14 protein-coding genes are annotated in these 15,791 nt (G+C 67.8%); 8 read left to right on the top strand and 6 right to left on the bottom strand.

The window, feature by feature from the left end:
* Positions 1–160: 160 nt before the first annotated feature.
* The 6 genes from G6N33_RS22485 to G6N33_RS22460 all read left to right on the top strand — a co-directional run bounded on the left by G6N33_RS22485 (position 161) and on the right by G6N33_RS22460 (position 7,022).
* Positions 161–1,483, top strand: coding sequence for a PucR family transcriptional regulator (locus G6N33_RS22485; protein ID WP_044506659.1), 1,323 nt, complete (start codon positions 161–163; stop codon positions 1,481–1,483).
* A gap of 140 nt (positions 1,484–1,623) precedes the next feature.
* Positions 1,624–2,544, top strand: a complete 921-nt coding sequence (locus G6N33_RS22480) for an ACP S-malonyltransferase (protein WP_044506660.1) — start codon at positions 1,624–1,626, stop codon at positions 2,542–2,544.
* 78 nt (positions 2,545–2,622) lie between these two features.
* The gene (gene acpM / locus G6N33_RS22475) at positions 2,623–2,970 is read left to right on the top strand and encodes a meromycolate extension acyl carrier protein AcpM (protein ID WP_044506662.1); all 348 of its coding nucleotides are present in this window, start codon (positions 2,623–2,625) and stop codon (positions 2,968–2,970) included.
* A complete protein-coding gene (kasA, locus tag G6N33_RS22470) occupies positions 2,967–4,217 on the top strand; it encodes a 3-oxoacyl-ACP synthase KasA (protein ID WP_044506663.1) in 1,251 nt (416 codons plus the stop codon). The genes acpM and kasA overlap by 4 nt, the downstream gene beginning before the upstream one ends.
* Before the next feature lie 82 nt (positions 4,218–4,299).
* Positions 4,300–5,553: a 3-oxoacyl-ACP synthase KasB gene (gene kasB, locus G6N33_RS22465; RefSeq protein WP_044506664.1), complete on the top strand. Its 1,254-nt coding sequence runs from the start codon at positions 4,300–4,302 to the stop codon at positions 5,551–5,553.
* A 47-nt stretch (positions 5,554–5,600) separates the two neighbouring features.
* Complete coding sequence (locus G6N33_RS22460) at positions 5,601–7,022, top strand: acyl-CoA carboxylase subunit beta (RefSeq protein ID WP_044506666.1); 1,422 nt, start codon at positions 5,601–5,603, stop codon at positions 7,020–7,022.
* Positions 7,023–7,084: 62 nt separating this feature from the next.
* Here G6N33_RS22460 and G6N33_RS22455 read toward each other — a convergent pair whose 3' ends face one another.
* From G6N33_RS22455 to G6N33_RS22445, 3 genes are all read right to left on the bottom strand, one after another.
* Positions 7,085–8,410, bottom strand: a complete 1,326-nt coding sequence (locus tag G6N33_RS22455) for an MFS transporter (protein WP_044511997.1) — start codon at positions 8,408–8,410, stop codon at positions 7,085–7,087.
* A gap of 113 nt (positions 8,411–8,523) precedes the next feature.
* Entirely contained in the window at positions 8,524–10,080 is a 1,557-nt protein-coding gene (locus G6N33_RS22450) for a glycerol-3-phosphate dehydrogenase/oxidase (protein ID WP_044506667.1), read from the bottom strand.
* Entirely contained in the window at positions 10,077–10,649 is a 573-nt protein-coding gene (locus G6N33_RS22445; RefSeq protein WP_044506669.1) for a TetR/AcrR family transcriptional regulator, read from the bottom strand. Before G6N33_RS22445 ends, G6N33_RS22450 begins: the two co-directional genes overlap by 4 nt.
* A gap of 47 nt (positions 10,650–10,696) precedes the next feature.
* Here G6N33_RS22445 and G6N33_RS22440 point away from each other — a divergent pair, with 47 nt between their 5' ends.
* Positions 10,697–12,277 carry an FAD-binding oxidoreductase gene (locus G6N33_RS22440; RefSeq protein WP_044506670.1) on the top strand — a complete coding sequence of 527 codons (1,581 nt, stop codon included), beginning with the start codon at positions 10,697–10,699 and terminating at the stop codon, positions 12,275–12,277.
* Positions 12,274–13,197, top strand: coding sequence for a diacylglycerol kinase (locus G6N33_RS22435; RefSeq protein ID WP_101528624.1), 924 nt, complete (start codon positions 12,274–12,276; stop codon positions 13,195–13,197). Before G6N33_RS22440 ends, G6N33_RS22435 begins: the two co-directional genes overlap by 4 nt.
* Positions 13,198–13,278: 81 nt before the next feature.
* On the opposite strand, the gene G6N33_RS22430 is transcribed toward G6N33_RS22435, so the two are convergent.
* The 3 genes from G6N33_RS22430 to G6N33_RS22420 form a co-directional block, all read right to left on the bottom strand.
* Positions 13,279–13,791: a DUF3145 domain-containing protein gene (locus G6N33_RS22430; protein WP_044506672.1), complete on the bottom strand. Its 513-nt coding sequence runs from the start codon at positions 13,789–13,791 to the stop codon at positions 13,279–13,281.
* 138 nt (positions 13,792–13,929) lie between these two features.
* Positions 13,930–14,751, bottom strand: coding sequence for a serine hydrolase domain-containing protein (locus G6N33_RS22425; protein WP_044506673.1), 822 nt, complete (start codon positions 14,749–14,751; stop codon positions 13,930–13,932).
* Positions 14,751–15,770 (bottom strand): class I SAM-dependent methyltransferase, encoded by a 1,020-nt coding sequence (locus tag G6N33_RS22420; RefSeq protein ID WP_044511999.1) that lies wholly within the window; start codon positions 15,768–15,770, stop codon positions 14,751–14,753. The genes G6N33_RS22425 and G6N33_RS22420 overlap by 1 nt, the downstream gene beginning before the upstream one ends.
* Positions 15,771–15,791 lie beyond the last annotated feature (21 nt).

The following is a 15,791-nucleotide window of genomic DNA, read 5'->3' as shown; positions in this document are numbered from 1 at the left end:
CGTCGCCCGACGGCGCCGCCCAGCGCGAACGTGAAGTTAGCTTCACGTTCGACGCCGAGCGTGAAGCTAACTTCACGCTCGCGGCTGCCAGCTGCACACGCCGGCCCGCCCGACGCCTGCTTTGGAAGAAACTTCCAGAAGTCAGGCGTAGGTTTTAGGAGTGAGCGACAATCCCTTTGCCGGCCCATTCGCCAAGCCGCGGTCGCCGCTGGAGCTGCTGAACTCGGTGCCGGATTCGCTGCTGCGGCGGCTGAAGCAGTACTCGGGCCGGCTGGCCACCGAAGCCGTAACCGCCATGCAGGACCGGCTGCCGTTCTTCGCGGACCTGGAAGCGTCCCAGCGCGCCAGCGTGGCGCTGGTGGTGCAGACGGCGGTGGTGAACTTCGTGGAGTGGATGCACGACCCGCACAGCAACGTCAGCTACACCGCGCAGGCCTTCGAACTAGTGCCCCAGGATCTGACCCGGCGGATTGCGCTGCGGCACAGCGTGGACATGGTGCGGGTGACCATGGAGTTCTTCGAGGAGGTGGTGCCGCTGCTGGCCCGCTCGGAGGAGCAGTTGACCGCGCTGACGGTGGGCATCCTGAAGTACAGCCGGGACTTGGCGTTCACCTTCGCCGGTGAGTATGCCGACGCGGCCGAGGCGCGGGGCACCTGGGACAGCCGGATGGAGGCCAGCGTCGTCGACGCGGTGGTGCGCGGTGACACGGGCCCCGAGTTGTTGTCCCGGGCGGCCGCGCTCAACTGGGACACCACCGCCCCAGCGACCGTCGTGGTCGGAATGCCGGCGCCCGGTCGCGACAACGCCAACGGCGCGGGCGCCAGCGAGCGGGCCAGCCAGATCGTCCGCGACACAGCCGCCCTGCACGGGCGCGCGGCGCTCACCGACGTGCACGGCACCTGGTTGGTGGCCATCGTGTCCGGGCAGTTGTCGCCGACGGACAAGTTTCTGGGCGATCTGTTGAACGCGTTCTCCCCCGGCCCGGTCGTCATCGGGCCTACCGCGCCGATGCTGACGGCGGCCTATCACAGCGCCAGCGAAGCGATCTCGGGCATGAACGCCGTGGCCGGCTGGCGTGGCGCGCCCCGGCCCGTCCAGGCGCGCGAGCTGCTGCCCGAACGCGCCCTGATGGGCGACGCGTCGGCCATCGTGGCGCTGCACACCGATGTGATGGGTCCGCTGGCCGACGCCGGGCCGACGCTGATCGAAACTCTTGACGCTTACTTAGATTGCGGCGGGGCTATCGAGGCTTGCGCTCGCAAGTTGTTCGTTCATCCAAACACGGTGCGGTACCGCCTGAAGCGGATCACCGACTTCACCGGCCGTGATCCCACGCAGCCGCGCGACGCCTACGTGTTGCGAGTAGCGGCGACGGTCGGCCAACTCAACTACCCCGCCCCGGCCTCGAGTGTGAGTAACAACCCGGTAACGGGGGTTTCCCTGCCGGTCAGGGCAGGTACTGTGACACCGTCGACGCGTTAGTGATCCAGGCAACAGATCGCGACTCGATATCAAATACGTAGCTTGTCGAGCGGTTTTGTGGGTTCCCTACAAAAACCTAAGACGAGGTTCATAATCTGTTACACCCGCTAAATCCGTTTCCACAGTGTTCTCTTAGACACGTGATTGCGTTACTCGCGCCCGGACAGGGTTCGCAGACCGAGGGGATGCTCGCGCCGTGGCTGGAACTGCCCGGCGCCGCTGAGCAGATGGCGCTGTGGTCCCAGGCCAGCGGCCTGGACCTGGTGCGCCTGGGCACCACCGCCGGCACGGAGGAGATCACCGATACCGCGGTGACGCAGCCCCTGGTCGTCGCGGCCACCCTGCTCGCGCACCAGGAGCTGACCAAACGCGGCCTGCTGGCCTCCCACCACGGCTCAGCGGACGTCATCGTGGCCGGCCACTCGGTCGGCGAGATCGCGGCCTACGCGATCGCCGGCGTCATCTCCCCGGACGACGCGGTCAAGCTGGCCGCCGTCCGCGGCGCCGAGATGGCCAAGGCGTGCGCGGCCGAGCCGACCGGCATGTCCGCGGTGCTGGGCGGAGACGAGGCCGAGGTTCTGAGCCGGCTCGAGCAGCTCGACCTGTTCCCGGCCAACCGCAACGCCGCCGGGCAGATCGTCGCCGCCGGCACGCTGACCGCGCTGGAAAAGCTGGCCGAGGACCCGCCGGCCAAGGCCCGAGTGCGCGCTCTGGGGGTGGCCGGCGCATTCCACACCAAGTACATGGCGTCCGCTCTGGAGGGTTACGCCGCCGCGGCTGCGGCCATCGCGACCTCCGAGCCCACCGCCACCCTGCTGTCCAACCGCGACGGCAAGCCGGTCACCTCGGCTGCCGCGGCGATGGAGGCGCTGGTCGCTCAATTGACCCAGCCGGTGCGATGGGATCTGTGCACCAAGACGCTGGCCGACCACGATGTCAAAGCGATCGTGGAGTTCCCGCCCGCGGGCACGCTCGCCGGCATTGCCAAACGCGAGCTTCGGGGGGTGACGGTCCGTGCCGTCAAGTCGCCCGCAGACCTGGACGCGCTGGCCGACATCTGACGTCAGCCCGGCCAGTACAACCACATAAGAGCACATCAAACCGATTTGCACACAACACATTACGAAGGGAAAAAGGCTGTGGCCGTTTCGCAGGAAGAAATCATCGCCGGTATCGCCGAGATCATCGAAGAGGTCACCGGTATCGAGCCCTCTGAGGTCACCCCGGAGAAGTCGTTCGTTGACGACTTGGACATCGACTCGCTGTCGATGGTGGAGATCGCCGTTCAGACCGAGGACAAGTACGGCGTGAAGATCCCGGACGAGGACCTGGCCGGTCTGCGCACCGTCGGCGACGTGGTCTCCTACATCCAGAAGCTCGAGGAAGAGAACCCCGAGGCTGCCCAGGCTCTTCGCGCCAAGCTGGAGTCGGAGAACCCCGAGGCCGTGGCCAATGTTCAGGCGAGGCTGGAAGCGGACAGCAAGTGACCAAGCCTTCCACTGCTAACGGCGGTTACCCCAATGTTGTGGTAACCGCCCTCGCGGCGACGACGTCGATCGCGCCGGACGTCGAGAGCACGTGGAAGGGCTTGTTGGCCGGCGAGAGCGGCATCCGCGTCCTCGAAGACGATTTCGTCACCAAATGGGAGCTGCCGGTCCAGATCGGTGGACACCTCAAGGAGCCGATCGATAACCACATGGGCCGGCTGGATTTGCGACGGATGTCGTACGTTCAGCGGCTGGCCAAGTATCTCAGTGGCCAATTGTGGGAGGCGGCAGGCAATCCCGAGCTCGACCCGGACCGGTTCAGCGTTGTCGTTGGCACCGGCCTGGGTGGCGCCGAGCGGATCGTCGAGAGTTATGACCTGATGAACGAGGGCGGCCCCCGCAAGGTGTCGCCGCTCGCCGTTCAGATGATCATGCCCAACGGCGCCGCCGCCGTCGTCGGTCTCGAACTTGGGGCTCGGGCCGGGGTCATTACCCCGGTGTCGGCCTGTTCGTCGGGATCCGAGGCCATCGCGCACGCCTGGCGCCAGATTGTCATGGGTGATGCGGAGGTCGCGGTCTGCGGTGGTGTCGAGGGCCCGATCGAAGCGCTGCCCATTGCGGCGTTCTCGATGATGCGGGCCATGTCGACGCGCAACGACGAGCCCGAGCGCGCCTCACGCCCGTTCGACAAGGACCGCGATGGCTTCGTGTTCGGCGAGGCGGGGGCCCTGATGCTCATCGAGACCGAGGAGCACGCCAAGGCCCGCGGCGCCAAACCCCTGGCCCGGCTGCTGGGCGCCGGCATCACCTCGGACGCCTTCCACATGGTGGCGCCCGCGGCGGACGGCGTGCGTGCCGGCCGCGCCATGACCCGTTCGCTGGAATTGGCGGGCTTGTCCGCCAAGGACATTGACCACGTAAACGCACACGGCACGGCGACGCCGATCGGCGACACCGCAGAGGCCAACGCCATCCGGGTTGCCGGATGCGAACGGGCCGCCGTGTACGCGCCGAAATCGGCACTGGGACACTCTATCGGCGCAGTCGGGGCGCTCGAGTCGGTGCTCACGGTGCTGTCACTGCGGGATGGTGTCATTCCGCCGACCCTCAATTACGAAACTCCCGATCCCGAGATCGATCTGGATGTCGTTGCGAGCGAGCCTCGCTACGGCGACTTCCGCTACGCGATCAACAACTCATTCGGGTTCGGCGGCCACAACGTGGCCCTCGCCTTCGGGCGTTACTGAGAGCACGACGTCCGGCGACGACGCGGGCCGCCGATGGCCCGAGGGGAGCCGGACGAAGATGGAAGGAACGTTCGCTACACCCATGACAGAGCTGGTTACGGGGAAAGCATTCCCCAACGTGGTCGTCACCGGCATCGCTGCGACGACTGCCCTAGCACCCGACGCGGAAGAAACCTGGAAGCTGTTGCTAGACGGCCAGAGTGGAATCCGTACCCTCACCGACCCGTTCGTCGAGCAATTCGACCTGCCGGTGCGCATCGGTGGGCACCTCGTAGAGGACTTCGACAGTCAGCTCACGCGCGTCGAGCTGCGTCGCACCGGTTATCTGCAGAGGATGTCCACCGTCTTGGGCCGCCGGGTATGGGAGAACGCCGGTTCGCCCGAGGTCGACACCAACCGGTTGGCGGTGTCGATCGGTACCGGCCTGGGCTCGTCCGAGGAGATGGTGTTCAGCTACGACGACATGCGCGAACGTGGCATGAAGGCGGTCTCCCCGTTGGGCGTGCAGAAGTACATGCCCAACGGTGCGGCTGCGGCGGTAGGGCTGGAACGGCAAGCCAAAGCTGGTGTCATGACACCGGTTTCGGCCTGCGCGTCGGGTAACGAGGGCATCGCCCGGGCCTGGCAGCAGATCGTGCTCGGTGAGGCGGACATCGCCATCTGCGGTGGCGTCGAGACTCAGATCGAGGCGGTGCCGATCGCGGCGTTCGCCGCGATGCGCATCGTGATGTCCACCAACAACGACGACCCGGCCGGTGCGTGTCGCCCGTTCGACAGGGACCGCGACGGTTTCGTGTTCGGTGAGGCCGGCGCGCTGATGGTCATCGAGACCGAAGAGCACGCCAAGGCGCGCGGCGCCAACATCCTGGCGCGGATCATGGGGGCCAGTGTCACCTCGGACGGATTCCACATGGTGGCACCGGATCCGAATGGGGAGCGGGCCGCGCACGCCATGACGCGGGCGATCCAGCTCGCGGGCATCACCCCCGCCGAGATCGACCACATCAACGCTCACGCCACTGGCACCCAGGTCGGCGACCTAGCCGAAAGTAAGGCGATCAACAAGGCGTTGGGCAGCAACCACCCCGCGGTGTATGCGCCGAAGTCCGCGCTTGGCCACTCGGTGGGTGCGGTCGGTGCGTTGGAATCGATCTTGACGGTTCTGGCATTGCGCGAGCAGGTAATCCCGCCGACACTGAACCTGGAAAACCTCGATCCAGAAATCGATTTGGACGTGGTGGCGGGTAAGCCGCGGCCGGGCAACTACCGGTTCGCGATCAACAACTCGTTCGGATTCGGCGGTCACAACGTTGCGATCACCTTTGGACGGTACTAACACCCAGCGGTACTGAGCCCGAGCTCACCGGAAACAGGAGACCTGCGATGACACTCATGGCCCCCGATGCGGTTGGCGAGTCACTTGACCCCCGCGACCCCCTGCTGCGTCTGAGCACCTTCTTCGACGACGGCAGCGTCGCGCTGTTGCACGAGCGTGACCGCTCCGGTGTGCTGGCCGCATCGGGCACCGTGAATGGCGTTCGCACCATTGCCTTCTGCACGGACGGCACGGTGATGGGCGGTGCGATGGGCATCGAGGGGTGCTCTCACATCGTCAACGCCTACGACACGGCGATCGAGGAGCAGAGCCCGATCGTGGGCATCTGGCACTCCGGCGGGGCCCGGTTGGCCGAAGGCGTCAAGGCCCTGCACGCGGTGGGCTTGGTGTTCGAGGCCATGATCCGGGCTTCCGGGTACATCCCGCAGATCTCGGTGGTCGTCGGATTCGCCGCCGGCGGCGCCGCTTACGGGCCGGCGCTGACGGACGTGATCGTGATGGCGCCGGAAAGCCGGGTGTTCGTCACCGGGCCGGACGTGGTCCGCAGCGTCACCGGCGAGGACGTGGACATGTGCTCGCTGGGCGGACCGGAAACGCACCACAAGAAGTCCGGCGTCTGCCACATCGTCGCCGAAGACGAGCTGGACGCCTACGAGCGTGGCCGCCGATTGGTCGGATTGTTCTGCCAACAGGGGCATTTCGACCGCAACAAGGCCGAAGCCGGGGACACCGACATTCACGCCCTGCTGCCCGAGTCGGCGCGGCGCGCCTACGACGTGCACCCGATCGTCACCGCAATCCTCGACGACGACACCCCGTTCGACGAGTTCCAGGCGAACTGGGCGCCGTCGATGGTGGTCGGACTGGGCCGGCTGTCGGGCCGCACCGTCGGTGTGCTCGCCAACAACCCGCTGCGGTTGGGCGGCTGCCTGAACTCCGAAAGCGCCGAGAAGGCTGCACGTTTCGTGCGGCTGTGCGACGCGTTCGGGATTCCGTTGGTGGTGGTGGTCGACGTGCCCGGCTACCTTCCGGGTGTTGACCAGGAGTGGGGCGGCGTGGTGCGCCGGGGCGCCAAACTGCTGCACGCGTTCGGCGAGGCGACCGTGCCGCGGGTCACGCTGGTCACCCGAAAGACCTACGGCGGGGCCTACATCGCGATGAACTCTCGCTCGCTGAACGCCACCAAGGTGTTCGCGTGGCCGGACGCCGAGGTGGCGGTCATGGGCGCCAAGGCCGCGGTCGGCATTCTGCACAAGCGCAAGCTGGCCGCCGCGCCCGAAGACGAGCGTGAGGCGCTGCACAACGAGTTGGCCGCCGAGCACGAGCGCATCGCGGGTGGTGTGGACAGCGCCATCGAGATCGGCGTGGTGGACGAGAAGATCGACCCGGCGCACACCCGCAGCAAGCTCACCCAGGCGTTGGCTGAGGCGCCGGCGCGTCGCGGCCGCCACAAGAACATCCCGCTGTAAATCCTCTGTCGCGCCGCGAGGGTAGGGCCAGGGCGCAGTTTCCGCCGAAACTCGTCCCTGCGTTACGCTCCCGCACGGCCGGCCAATTGCTCTGCCTCCGCTGCGGTTTCGACGGCGGGCCCGGACCCGGGCAACGGCTTGCCGGCGACCTCGGGCATGAACAGCAGCGTGACGACGCCGATCGCGCCCGCGCACATCAGCAGGTAGGCCGGCGCCATGGCGCTACCGGTACCCGATACCAGCGCCTGGGCGATCAGCGGCGTGACGCCACCGACGGTGGAGATCGACAGGTTGTAGGAGATGGCCAGCGCTCCGTACCGCACGCGGGTTGGGAACAGCGCCGGTAACGCCGACGGCGTCGTGCTGTCGAAGCAAAGTTCCATCAACCCAATCAGCAGCACACCCAGAAAGACCACCGGATAGGCACCGCCGAGTCGCATCAGCAAAAACGCGGGCACCGACGCCACGATGAGCAGCACGCAACCGGTCCGCATGATCGGTTTGACGCCGATGCGGTCGGACAGCTTGGCCACCAATACGATCGTGGCCATCAGGATGGCCAGGGTTACCACGATCAACACCAGCGCCACTGTTTCCCTCAGGTGCACCACGGTTTTCAGGTAGGTGGGCAGATAGCCGGTAACCATGAAGTCGGCCACCTGGGAGGTCAGCACCAGGGCGGCGCAGATCAGCATCGGGCGCCACTGCTCCACCACCGTGCGCCGAAACTGGCCGCCCTCTTCGGGTTCGGTGCTCTCACTCAAGTGGGCGAAGGCCGGTGATTCCTCCAGCCGCAGCCGCATGTACAGCGCGATCAGGCCCAAGGGTGCCGCCAACAGCAACGGAACCCGCCAGCCCCAGGCCAGCCAATCGTCGCGCGGCAGCCACGCCTGCAACCCGGTCACCAGAAATCCGGCCACCACAAACCCGATCAGGTTGCCTAATGGCAGGAATCCAACCAGCATGCCGCGTTTGCGATCGGGCGACTGCTCCACCAAATAGGTCATCGCGCCGACGAATTCACCACCCGTCGACAACCCCTGGAACACCCGGGCCACGATGAGCAGGATGGGCGCCCAGATGCCGATCGTGGCGTAGCCGGGCAGCAGACCGCTCATCGTCGTCCCGGTGGTCATCATCAGGATCGTGAGCACCAGCACCCGCTTTCGGCCGATCCGGTCACCGAGCGGGCCAAAGATCATGCCGCCCACCGGGCGCACCACGAACGCCGCCGCTAACGTGCCGAAGGTGGCGAGCAGGTGTACGACGCTCACGCTGTTACCGGGGTAGAACACCTGCGCGATGGTGGTGGCGATGTAGCCGTAGACGCCGAAGTCATACCACTCCATCACGTTGCCGATCGCGGTGCCGGTAATGGCCTGGGTCATCGTGGTGGGATCGGTGACCGTGATCTCGTCGCGCGTCCAAGTGCGCTGGGCGCCATCGGTGTCCATCGAAACACTGTTACCCGAAGTTGCCCGGGTCGAACCCACGCGGCCGGTCAGCCGACGCCGGCCAGGAATTCCTCGGCGACGCCGACCACCCGCTCGCGGTCGCGCGCCACCAGGCCAATCCGGGTGCGCCGATCCAAGATGTCGTCCACGTCGAGCGCGGCCTCGTGGGTGATGGCGTATTCGAACTCCGCCCGGGTCACGTCGATACCGTCAGCCACCGGCTCGGTGGGCCGTTCGCAGCGCGCGGCAGCAAAAACGTGCGGCGCCTCGGCGCCATAGCGGGCCACCAGTGACGCGGGCAGCCCGGCCGCCACACCGGCCCCAGCACCGGCCGCCGGGCCCAGGCCACACCCCGGGTTGGCCCCAGCCCCGATCAGCGGCAGGTTACGGGTGCGGCAGGGGCCGGCCTCCAGCCTCCGCAGCCTCACGGCACGGTCCATGACGTCCTGGGCCATGTAGCGGTATTCGGTCAGTTTGCCGCCGATCACGCTGATCACACCGGTCTCCGATGCGACGACGGCGTGCTCGCGCGAGACGTCGGCGGTGCGGCCTGCACCGGTGTCGATCAGCGGCCGCAACCCGGCGTAGGCCCCGATCACATCGGCAACCGTGACGCTGCTGCCCAGTGCGGTGTTCACCGTGTCGAGCAAGAAGGCGGTTTCCTCCTCGGACGGTTGCGCCACGTCGGGAATCGGGCCGGGGGCCGCTTCGTCGGTGAGCCCCAGGTACACGCGACCCAACTGCTCGGGCATCGCGAAGACGAACCGATTGAGTTCGCCGGGGATCGGAATCGTCAGTGCCGCAGTCGGATTGCCGAATACGGTGGCGTCGAAGACCAGGTGGGTCCCGCGGCTGGGCCGCAACCGCAGCGCGCCGTCGATCTCCCCCGCCCACACCCCGGCGGCATTGATCACCACGCGGGCGGCCACGTCGAAGGACTGCCCGGTGCGCCGGTCGGTCAGCCGCACCGAGGTGCCGGTGGCCTCGGATGCCGCGACATAGGTGAGGATCCGGGCGCCGTGCTGGGCGGCGGTGCGCGCGACCGCGGTGACCAAGCGGGCGTCGTCGATCAGTTGCCCGTCGTAGGCGAGTAGACCCCCGTCGAGACCCTCGCGGCGCACCGTGGGCGCCATGTGCACTACCCGCGCGGGCGGCACCCGCCGCGAACGCGGCAGCGTCGACGACGGGGTGCCCGCCAGCATCCGCAGCGCATCACCGGCGAGGAATCCCGTGCGCACCAGCGCCCGCTTGGACTGACTCAGCGACGGCAGCAGCGGAACCAGTTGCGGCATCGCGTGCACTAGGTGGGGGGCGTTGCGAGTCATCAGGATGCCCCGCTCGACGGCGCTGCGCCGGGCGATGCCGACATTGCCGGTGGCCAGGTAGCGCAGGCCGCCGTGCACCAGTTTGGAGCTCCAGCGGCTGGTGCCGAACGCCAGATCGTGCTTTTCCACCAGCGCCACCCGCAGGCCGCGTGACGCGGCGTCCAGCGCGATGCCGACGCCGGTGATGCCGCCGCCGATCACGATGACGTCCAGCGGCGTGCCGTCGGCGAGCGCGGTTAGGTCAGCGGTGCGGCGGGCGGCGTTGAGTGCGGCGCTCATGGGGCCAGGTATCCGTTCAGGGCGTGGGTGAGTTCGGTAGCCAGCGCGCCGGCGTCGAGGATCGGGCGCACGATCCGCTCGGACTGAATCGTCGACTGTGCGATTAGCAGAACCATGGTGGCCATCTGCAGCGGATCACCGGCCCGCACGCTGCCGTGTCGTTGCGCCACCCGCAACCGGTCGGCCAGGGCGTCGATCAGCATCTGCTGGCTTTGCCCGAGCCGCTCGGTGATGTAGGTCGATGCCAGATGCGAATGCATGACCGACATGATCAATTCGTCGTGGCGCAGCAGATTGGCCACCGAAACCACCTGCTGCACAAGCGATTCACGGTCCTCGCCGCGCAGCGGAGCGTCCTGCATCACGTCGGTGATGCGCTGGGTCAGCAGCGCCGCCACGATCGAGGGGGTATCCGCCCAGCGTCGGTAGACCGTCGGCCGGCTCACGCCCGCGCGGCGGGCGATCTCGGCCAGGGTCACCCGGTCCACCCCGAAATCGACTACGCAGCTGGCTGCCGCGGCCAAGATCCGGTCGCCCACATCCAACCCGGTATTACTGATTGACAACATGTGTAATACTGTAACGCATGACGCGACCTGAGGCACTTCTTCCCCCGATGAAATGGAATGCGTGGGGGGATCCCGCCAGCGCCAAACCACTGTCCGACGGCATTCGGTCGTTGCTGAGACAGGCTGTGGGGCTTGAGGATTCACATTCCGCCGAACTCGCCGCCGACCAGGTAAAGCTGCGCGGATCCGCCCTGTCGGCGGCGGAGCAGGACGCGCTGGCCGAGATCGTCGGCGCCGAGTACTGCCGCACCGATGACCGCGACCGGCTGTTGCACGCCGGCGGTAAATCCACGCTCGATCTGCTGCGCCGCAAGGACACCGGGGTGCAGGATGCCCCGGACGCGGTCCTGCTGCCCGGTGACGAGGACGCCGTGGCCGCGATCCTGCGCTACTGCTCGCAGCACCGCATCGCGGTGGTCCCGTTCGGCGGCGGCACCAGCGTGGTGGGCGGCCTGGACCCCGTGCGCGGCGACTTCACCGCGGTCATCTCACTCGACCTGCGCCGCTTCGACCAGCTCATCGAGCTCGACGAGGTGTCGGGCCTGGCGGTCCTCGGCGCCGGGGTCACCGGCCCGGACGCCGAACGCCTGCTGGGCGCGCACGGCTTCTCGCTGGGGCATTTCCCGCAGAGCTTCCAGTACGCCACGATCGGCGGGTTCGCCGCGACCCGGTCCTCCGGGCAGGACTCCGCCGGCTACGGCCGGTTCAACGACATGGTGCGCGGCCTGCGGGTGGTCACCCCGGTCGGGACGCTGGAGCTGGGTCGCGGGCCGGAGTCGGCGGCCGGCCCCGATCTGCGCCAGCTGCTGATCGGCTCGGAGGGCACCTTCGGCGTGATCACCCAGGTTCGGCTGCGGGTGCACCGCGTTCCGGCGGAGGTCCGCTACCAGGCCTGGTCGTTCCCTGACTTCGAGACCGGGGCCGCGGCGCTGCGGGCGGTCACCCAGAACGCGACCGGCCCCACCGTCATTCGCCTGTCCGACGAGGCCGAGACCGGGGTCAACCTCGCTACCACCGAGTCCATCGGGGAAAACCAGCTCACCGGTGGCTGTTTGGCCATCACCGTGTTCGAGGGCACCAAGGAACACGTCGAGAGCCGACACGCCGAAACCAGCGCACTGCTGGCGGCCCACGGCGGCACCTCGCTGGGCGAAGGGCCGGCGCAGGCCTGGGAGCGCGGCCGGTTCGATGCGCCGTATCTGCGCGATTCGCTGCTGGCCGCCGGGGCCCTGTGCGAGACGCTGGAAACCGCGACCGACTGGTCCAACATCGCCGCGCTCAAGGCGGCCGTCACCGACGCACTCACCACCGCCCTGGCCGAAAGCGGGACACCGGCACTGGTGATGTGCCACATTTCGCACGTGTATCCCACCGGCGCGTCGTTGTACTTCACCGTGGTCGCAGGCCAGCGCGGCAATCCGATCGAGCAGTGGCGGGCCGCGAAGACGGCGGCGTCAAACGCGATCGTCGCCACCGGCGGCACCATCACCCACCACCACGCCGTCGGCGCCGACCACCGGCCGTGGATGCGCAACGAGGTGGGCGACTTGGGTGTGCAGGTATTGCGCGCCGTCAAGGCGACCTTGGATCCGGCGGGAATCCTCAACCCCGGCAAGCTGATTCCGTGACACCGCCGCGCCAGCGCGAGATCGCCAAGGTGACCGCGCTGACCAATCCCCGGTCCGGTCACGGCACCGCCGTCCATGCCGCGCAGGCCGCCATCGCCCGGCTGCACGCCCGCGGCGTGGAGGTGAACGAGATCATCGGCGACGACGCCGCCGACGCCCGTCATCTGGCCGCCGCCGCCATCGAACGCGGCACCGACGCGCTGGTCGCCACCGGCGGCGACGGCGTCATCTCCAACGCGCTGCAGGTGTTGGCGGGCACCGACATTCCGCTGGGCATCATCCCGGCGGGTACCGGCAATGATCATGCCCGCGAATTCGGTATTCCCACAAAGGCTCCCGAGGCCGCCGCGGACGTCGTCGTGGACGGTTGGGCCCAGACGATCGACTTGGGCCGCATCGTGGACGGCAACGGCGTGGCCAAGTGGTTCGGCACGGTGGCGGCGACGGGATTCGATTCCCTGGTCACTGACCGCGCCAATCGGATGACCTGGCCGCACGGAAGGCTGTGCTATTACGCGGCGATGCTCGCCGAACTCTCGCAGCTACGGATGCTGCCGTTTCGGCTGGTGCTCGACGGCAGCACCGAGATCGACGCCGACATCACGCTGGCGGCGTTCGGCAACACCCGAAGCTACGGCGGCGGCCTGCTGATCTGTCCCAATGCCGACTACACCGACGGTTTGCTCGATATCACGATGGTGTACACCGCGTCTCGCACCAAACTGGTCCGCCTGTTTCCCACCGTGCTCAAGGGCACGCACGTCAACCTCGACGAGGTGCGCACCGCGCGTGCGAAAACGATTCACGTCGAATGCGCCGGCATCAACGTCTACGCCGACGGCGACTTCGCCTGTCCGCTGCCCGCCGAGATCTCGGCGGTGCCGGGGGCGCTGCAGATCCTGCGGCCGCGGACGGTGTGACGACCGGGGCGACACGCACGACGGCTGGGCAGACGTGCGCCGCTGCAGCGCCGGCCAGGCCGCCGGCGGTCTAGTCCGAAGTTAGCCCACGCCCCGGCTGAGCCAGGTGACTTCGCCGGCGTCGCCGCCGTCGCGGTACACCTCGAGCGCCTCGTCCCAGGCCGTGCCCAGGACCGTGTCGAGTTCGGCGGCCAGGTAGTCGGCGCCCTGCGCCATCATGGCCCGCAGCCGCATCTCGCCGACGATGACGTCTCCGTTGGCGCTCATCGATCCGCTCCACAGGCCCAACTGCGGGGTGTGGCAGAAGCGATGGCCGTCGACTCCGGGGCTCGGGTCCTCGGTGACTTCGAAACGCAGCACCGACCACGACCGCAGCGCGTTGGCCAGCCGGGCGCCGGTCCCCACCGGACCGACCCAGTTGGTGACCGCCCGCAGTTGCCCCGGCATCGCCGGCTGCGGTGTCCAGACCAGGTTGGCCTTGGACTGCAAGGTCGACGACAACGCCCACTCGACATGCGGGCATACCGCCGCGGGCGAGGCATGCACGTACACCACACCAGCCGTCACGTCGGCGAATTGATTCGACGCACGCATCTACCTGCTCCTTCGGTTCCACGAGGGACGTCTTCCCCAACGACCTGGCGGACCGAAAGCAGGATGCTTATTCGAACGTTTTGTTTCGTACGGGTCTATTGTGCCTTGTGATACCCGTGTTGCGCTAGTGCTCGATGCCTATTTGATGTATTGGAGCAGCACCGCGTCGGCGACCGCCCGCCACGGCTCGTGCGCCCACTTGCCGAAATCGCGGTCCGTCAGCGCCACCAACACCAGCTCGGCGTCGGGATCCGCCCAGATGAAACCACCCGCTTGGCCGAAATGGCCGTAGGTTCGCGCCGAATTCCGCGCCCCCGTCCAGTGCGGCGATTTGGAGTCCCGAATCTCGAAGCCCAGCCCCCAGTCGTTGGGGCGCTGCATGCCGTAGCCGGGCAGCACGCCGTCCAGACCGGGAAATTGCACGGTCGTCGCCTCGGCGTGGGTTTCGGGCGAGACGGTCGCCGGACGCAGCAGGTCGCCGGCGAATGCCGCCATGTCCGCGACCGTTGAACTCGCGCCGAACCCGGCGTGTTGTGCGCCGCCGTCCAGTCGGGTAGCGGCCATGCCCAGCGGCTCGCACACCGCCTCGCCGAGGTAGCGGCTGAACTCGATGCCCGACTCGCGCTCCACGGTGTGGGCCAACACGCCGAAGCCGTAGTTCGAATAGATCCGCCGGGTGCCGGGTTGGGCCTGCACCTTGTCGGACTCCATGGCCAGGCCCGACGCATGCGCCAGCAGGTGGCGCACCGTGGAGCCGGGCGGGCCGGCTGGGGTTTCCAGGTCGACGGCGCCCTCTTCGATCGCGACCTGCACGGCGCGGGCCACCAAAGGTTTGGTGACCGACGCCAGGGCGAACACCCGCTCGGTGTCGCCGTAAGTCGCCAGCACTCCCGCGGTGCCGACCACCGCGGCGGCGGCGTTATCGACAGGCCAATCGGCGAGCAGGTCGAGGGCCGCCATCACTTCCTAGCGATGTAGTAGTTGTTGATCGGGTCGGACTCGATCTCGGCCACCCGTACGTCGCCGAAGCCGGCCTCGCCGAGCATCTGGACGGCCAGCTGGGAGCCCCATACCGTGCCCAGTCCCGCCCCGTCCAGCGCCAGCGACACCGTCATGCAGTGCATCAGCGAGGTCGTGTAAAGGTAGGTGCTCATCGGGACGTCGACGTTGTCTTCGAGCCGACTCGATGCCTTGATGTCGGCCATCAACAGCACCCCGCCCGGCCGTAACGCCCGGTAGATGTTTTCCAGCACGCGGGCCGGCTGGGCCTGGTCGTGGATCGCGTCGAACACGGTGATCACGTCGTACACCGACGCCCAATTCAGCTCGGTCAGATTCTGGCTTTCGAAGGTCGCGTTCGACAGCCCGAGCGCCGCGGCCTCCCGGGCACCGGTCGCGATGGCCTCTTGGGAGAAGTCGATGCCGGTGAACCGGCTGGCCGGAAAAGCCTGCGCCATCACGTTGATGGCGTGGCCGCTGCCGCAGCCGAAATCCGCAACGTCTACTCCGGAGCGCATCCGGTCGACGAGGCCGTCCACCAACGGCAGCACGACGTCGACCAGAGACGAGTCGTACACCGCGCCGCTTTCCTCGGCCATCAGCGCGTGGAAGCGCGGATATTCGCTGTAGGGAAGGCCGCCACCCGCGCGGAAGCAGTCGATGATCTTTTGCTCGACCTCACCGAGCAGCGGCATGAACTGTGCCACCACGGCAAGGTTGTGGGGCCCGGCGGCCCTGGTCAACACGCTGGCCCGGTGGGCCGGCAGCAAGTAGGTTGCGGCACCGGGGTCGTAGTCGACGACGTGCCCGGTGGTCATGCCGCCGAGCCATTCCCGGACGTACCGCTCGTTGAGACCCGCGGCCTCGGCGATCTGCGCACTGGTGGCCGCGCCCAGCCCGGCCATCGTGTCCAGCAGGCCGGTCTGGTGCCCAATGCTCAGCAGCAGCGCAAGACTGGCGCCGTCGAGGGCCGCGACCATTCGGCCGGTGAATTCCTCGGT

It is taken from the genome of Mycobacterium simiae (genome assembly GCF_010727605.1).
Lineage (GTDB): Bacteria > Actinomycetota > Actinomycetes > Mycobacteriales > Mycobacteriaceae > Mycobacterium > Mycobacterium simiae.
Note: the sequence above shows the minus strand (reverse complement) of the source record. Positions and strands in the feature narration are given on the sequence as shown.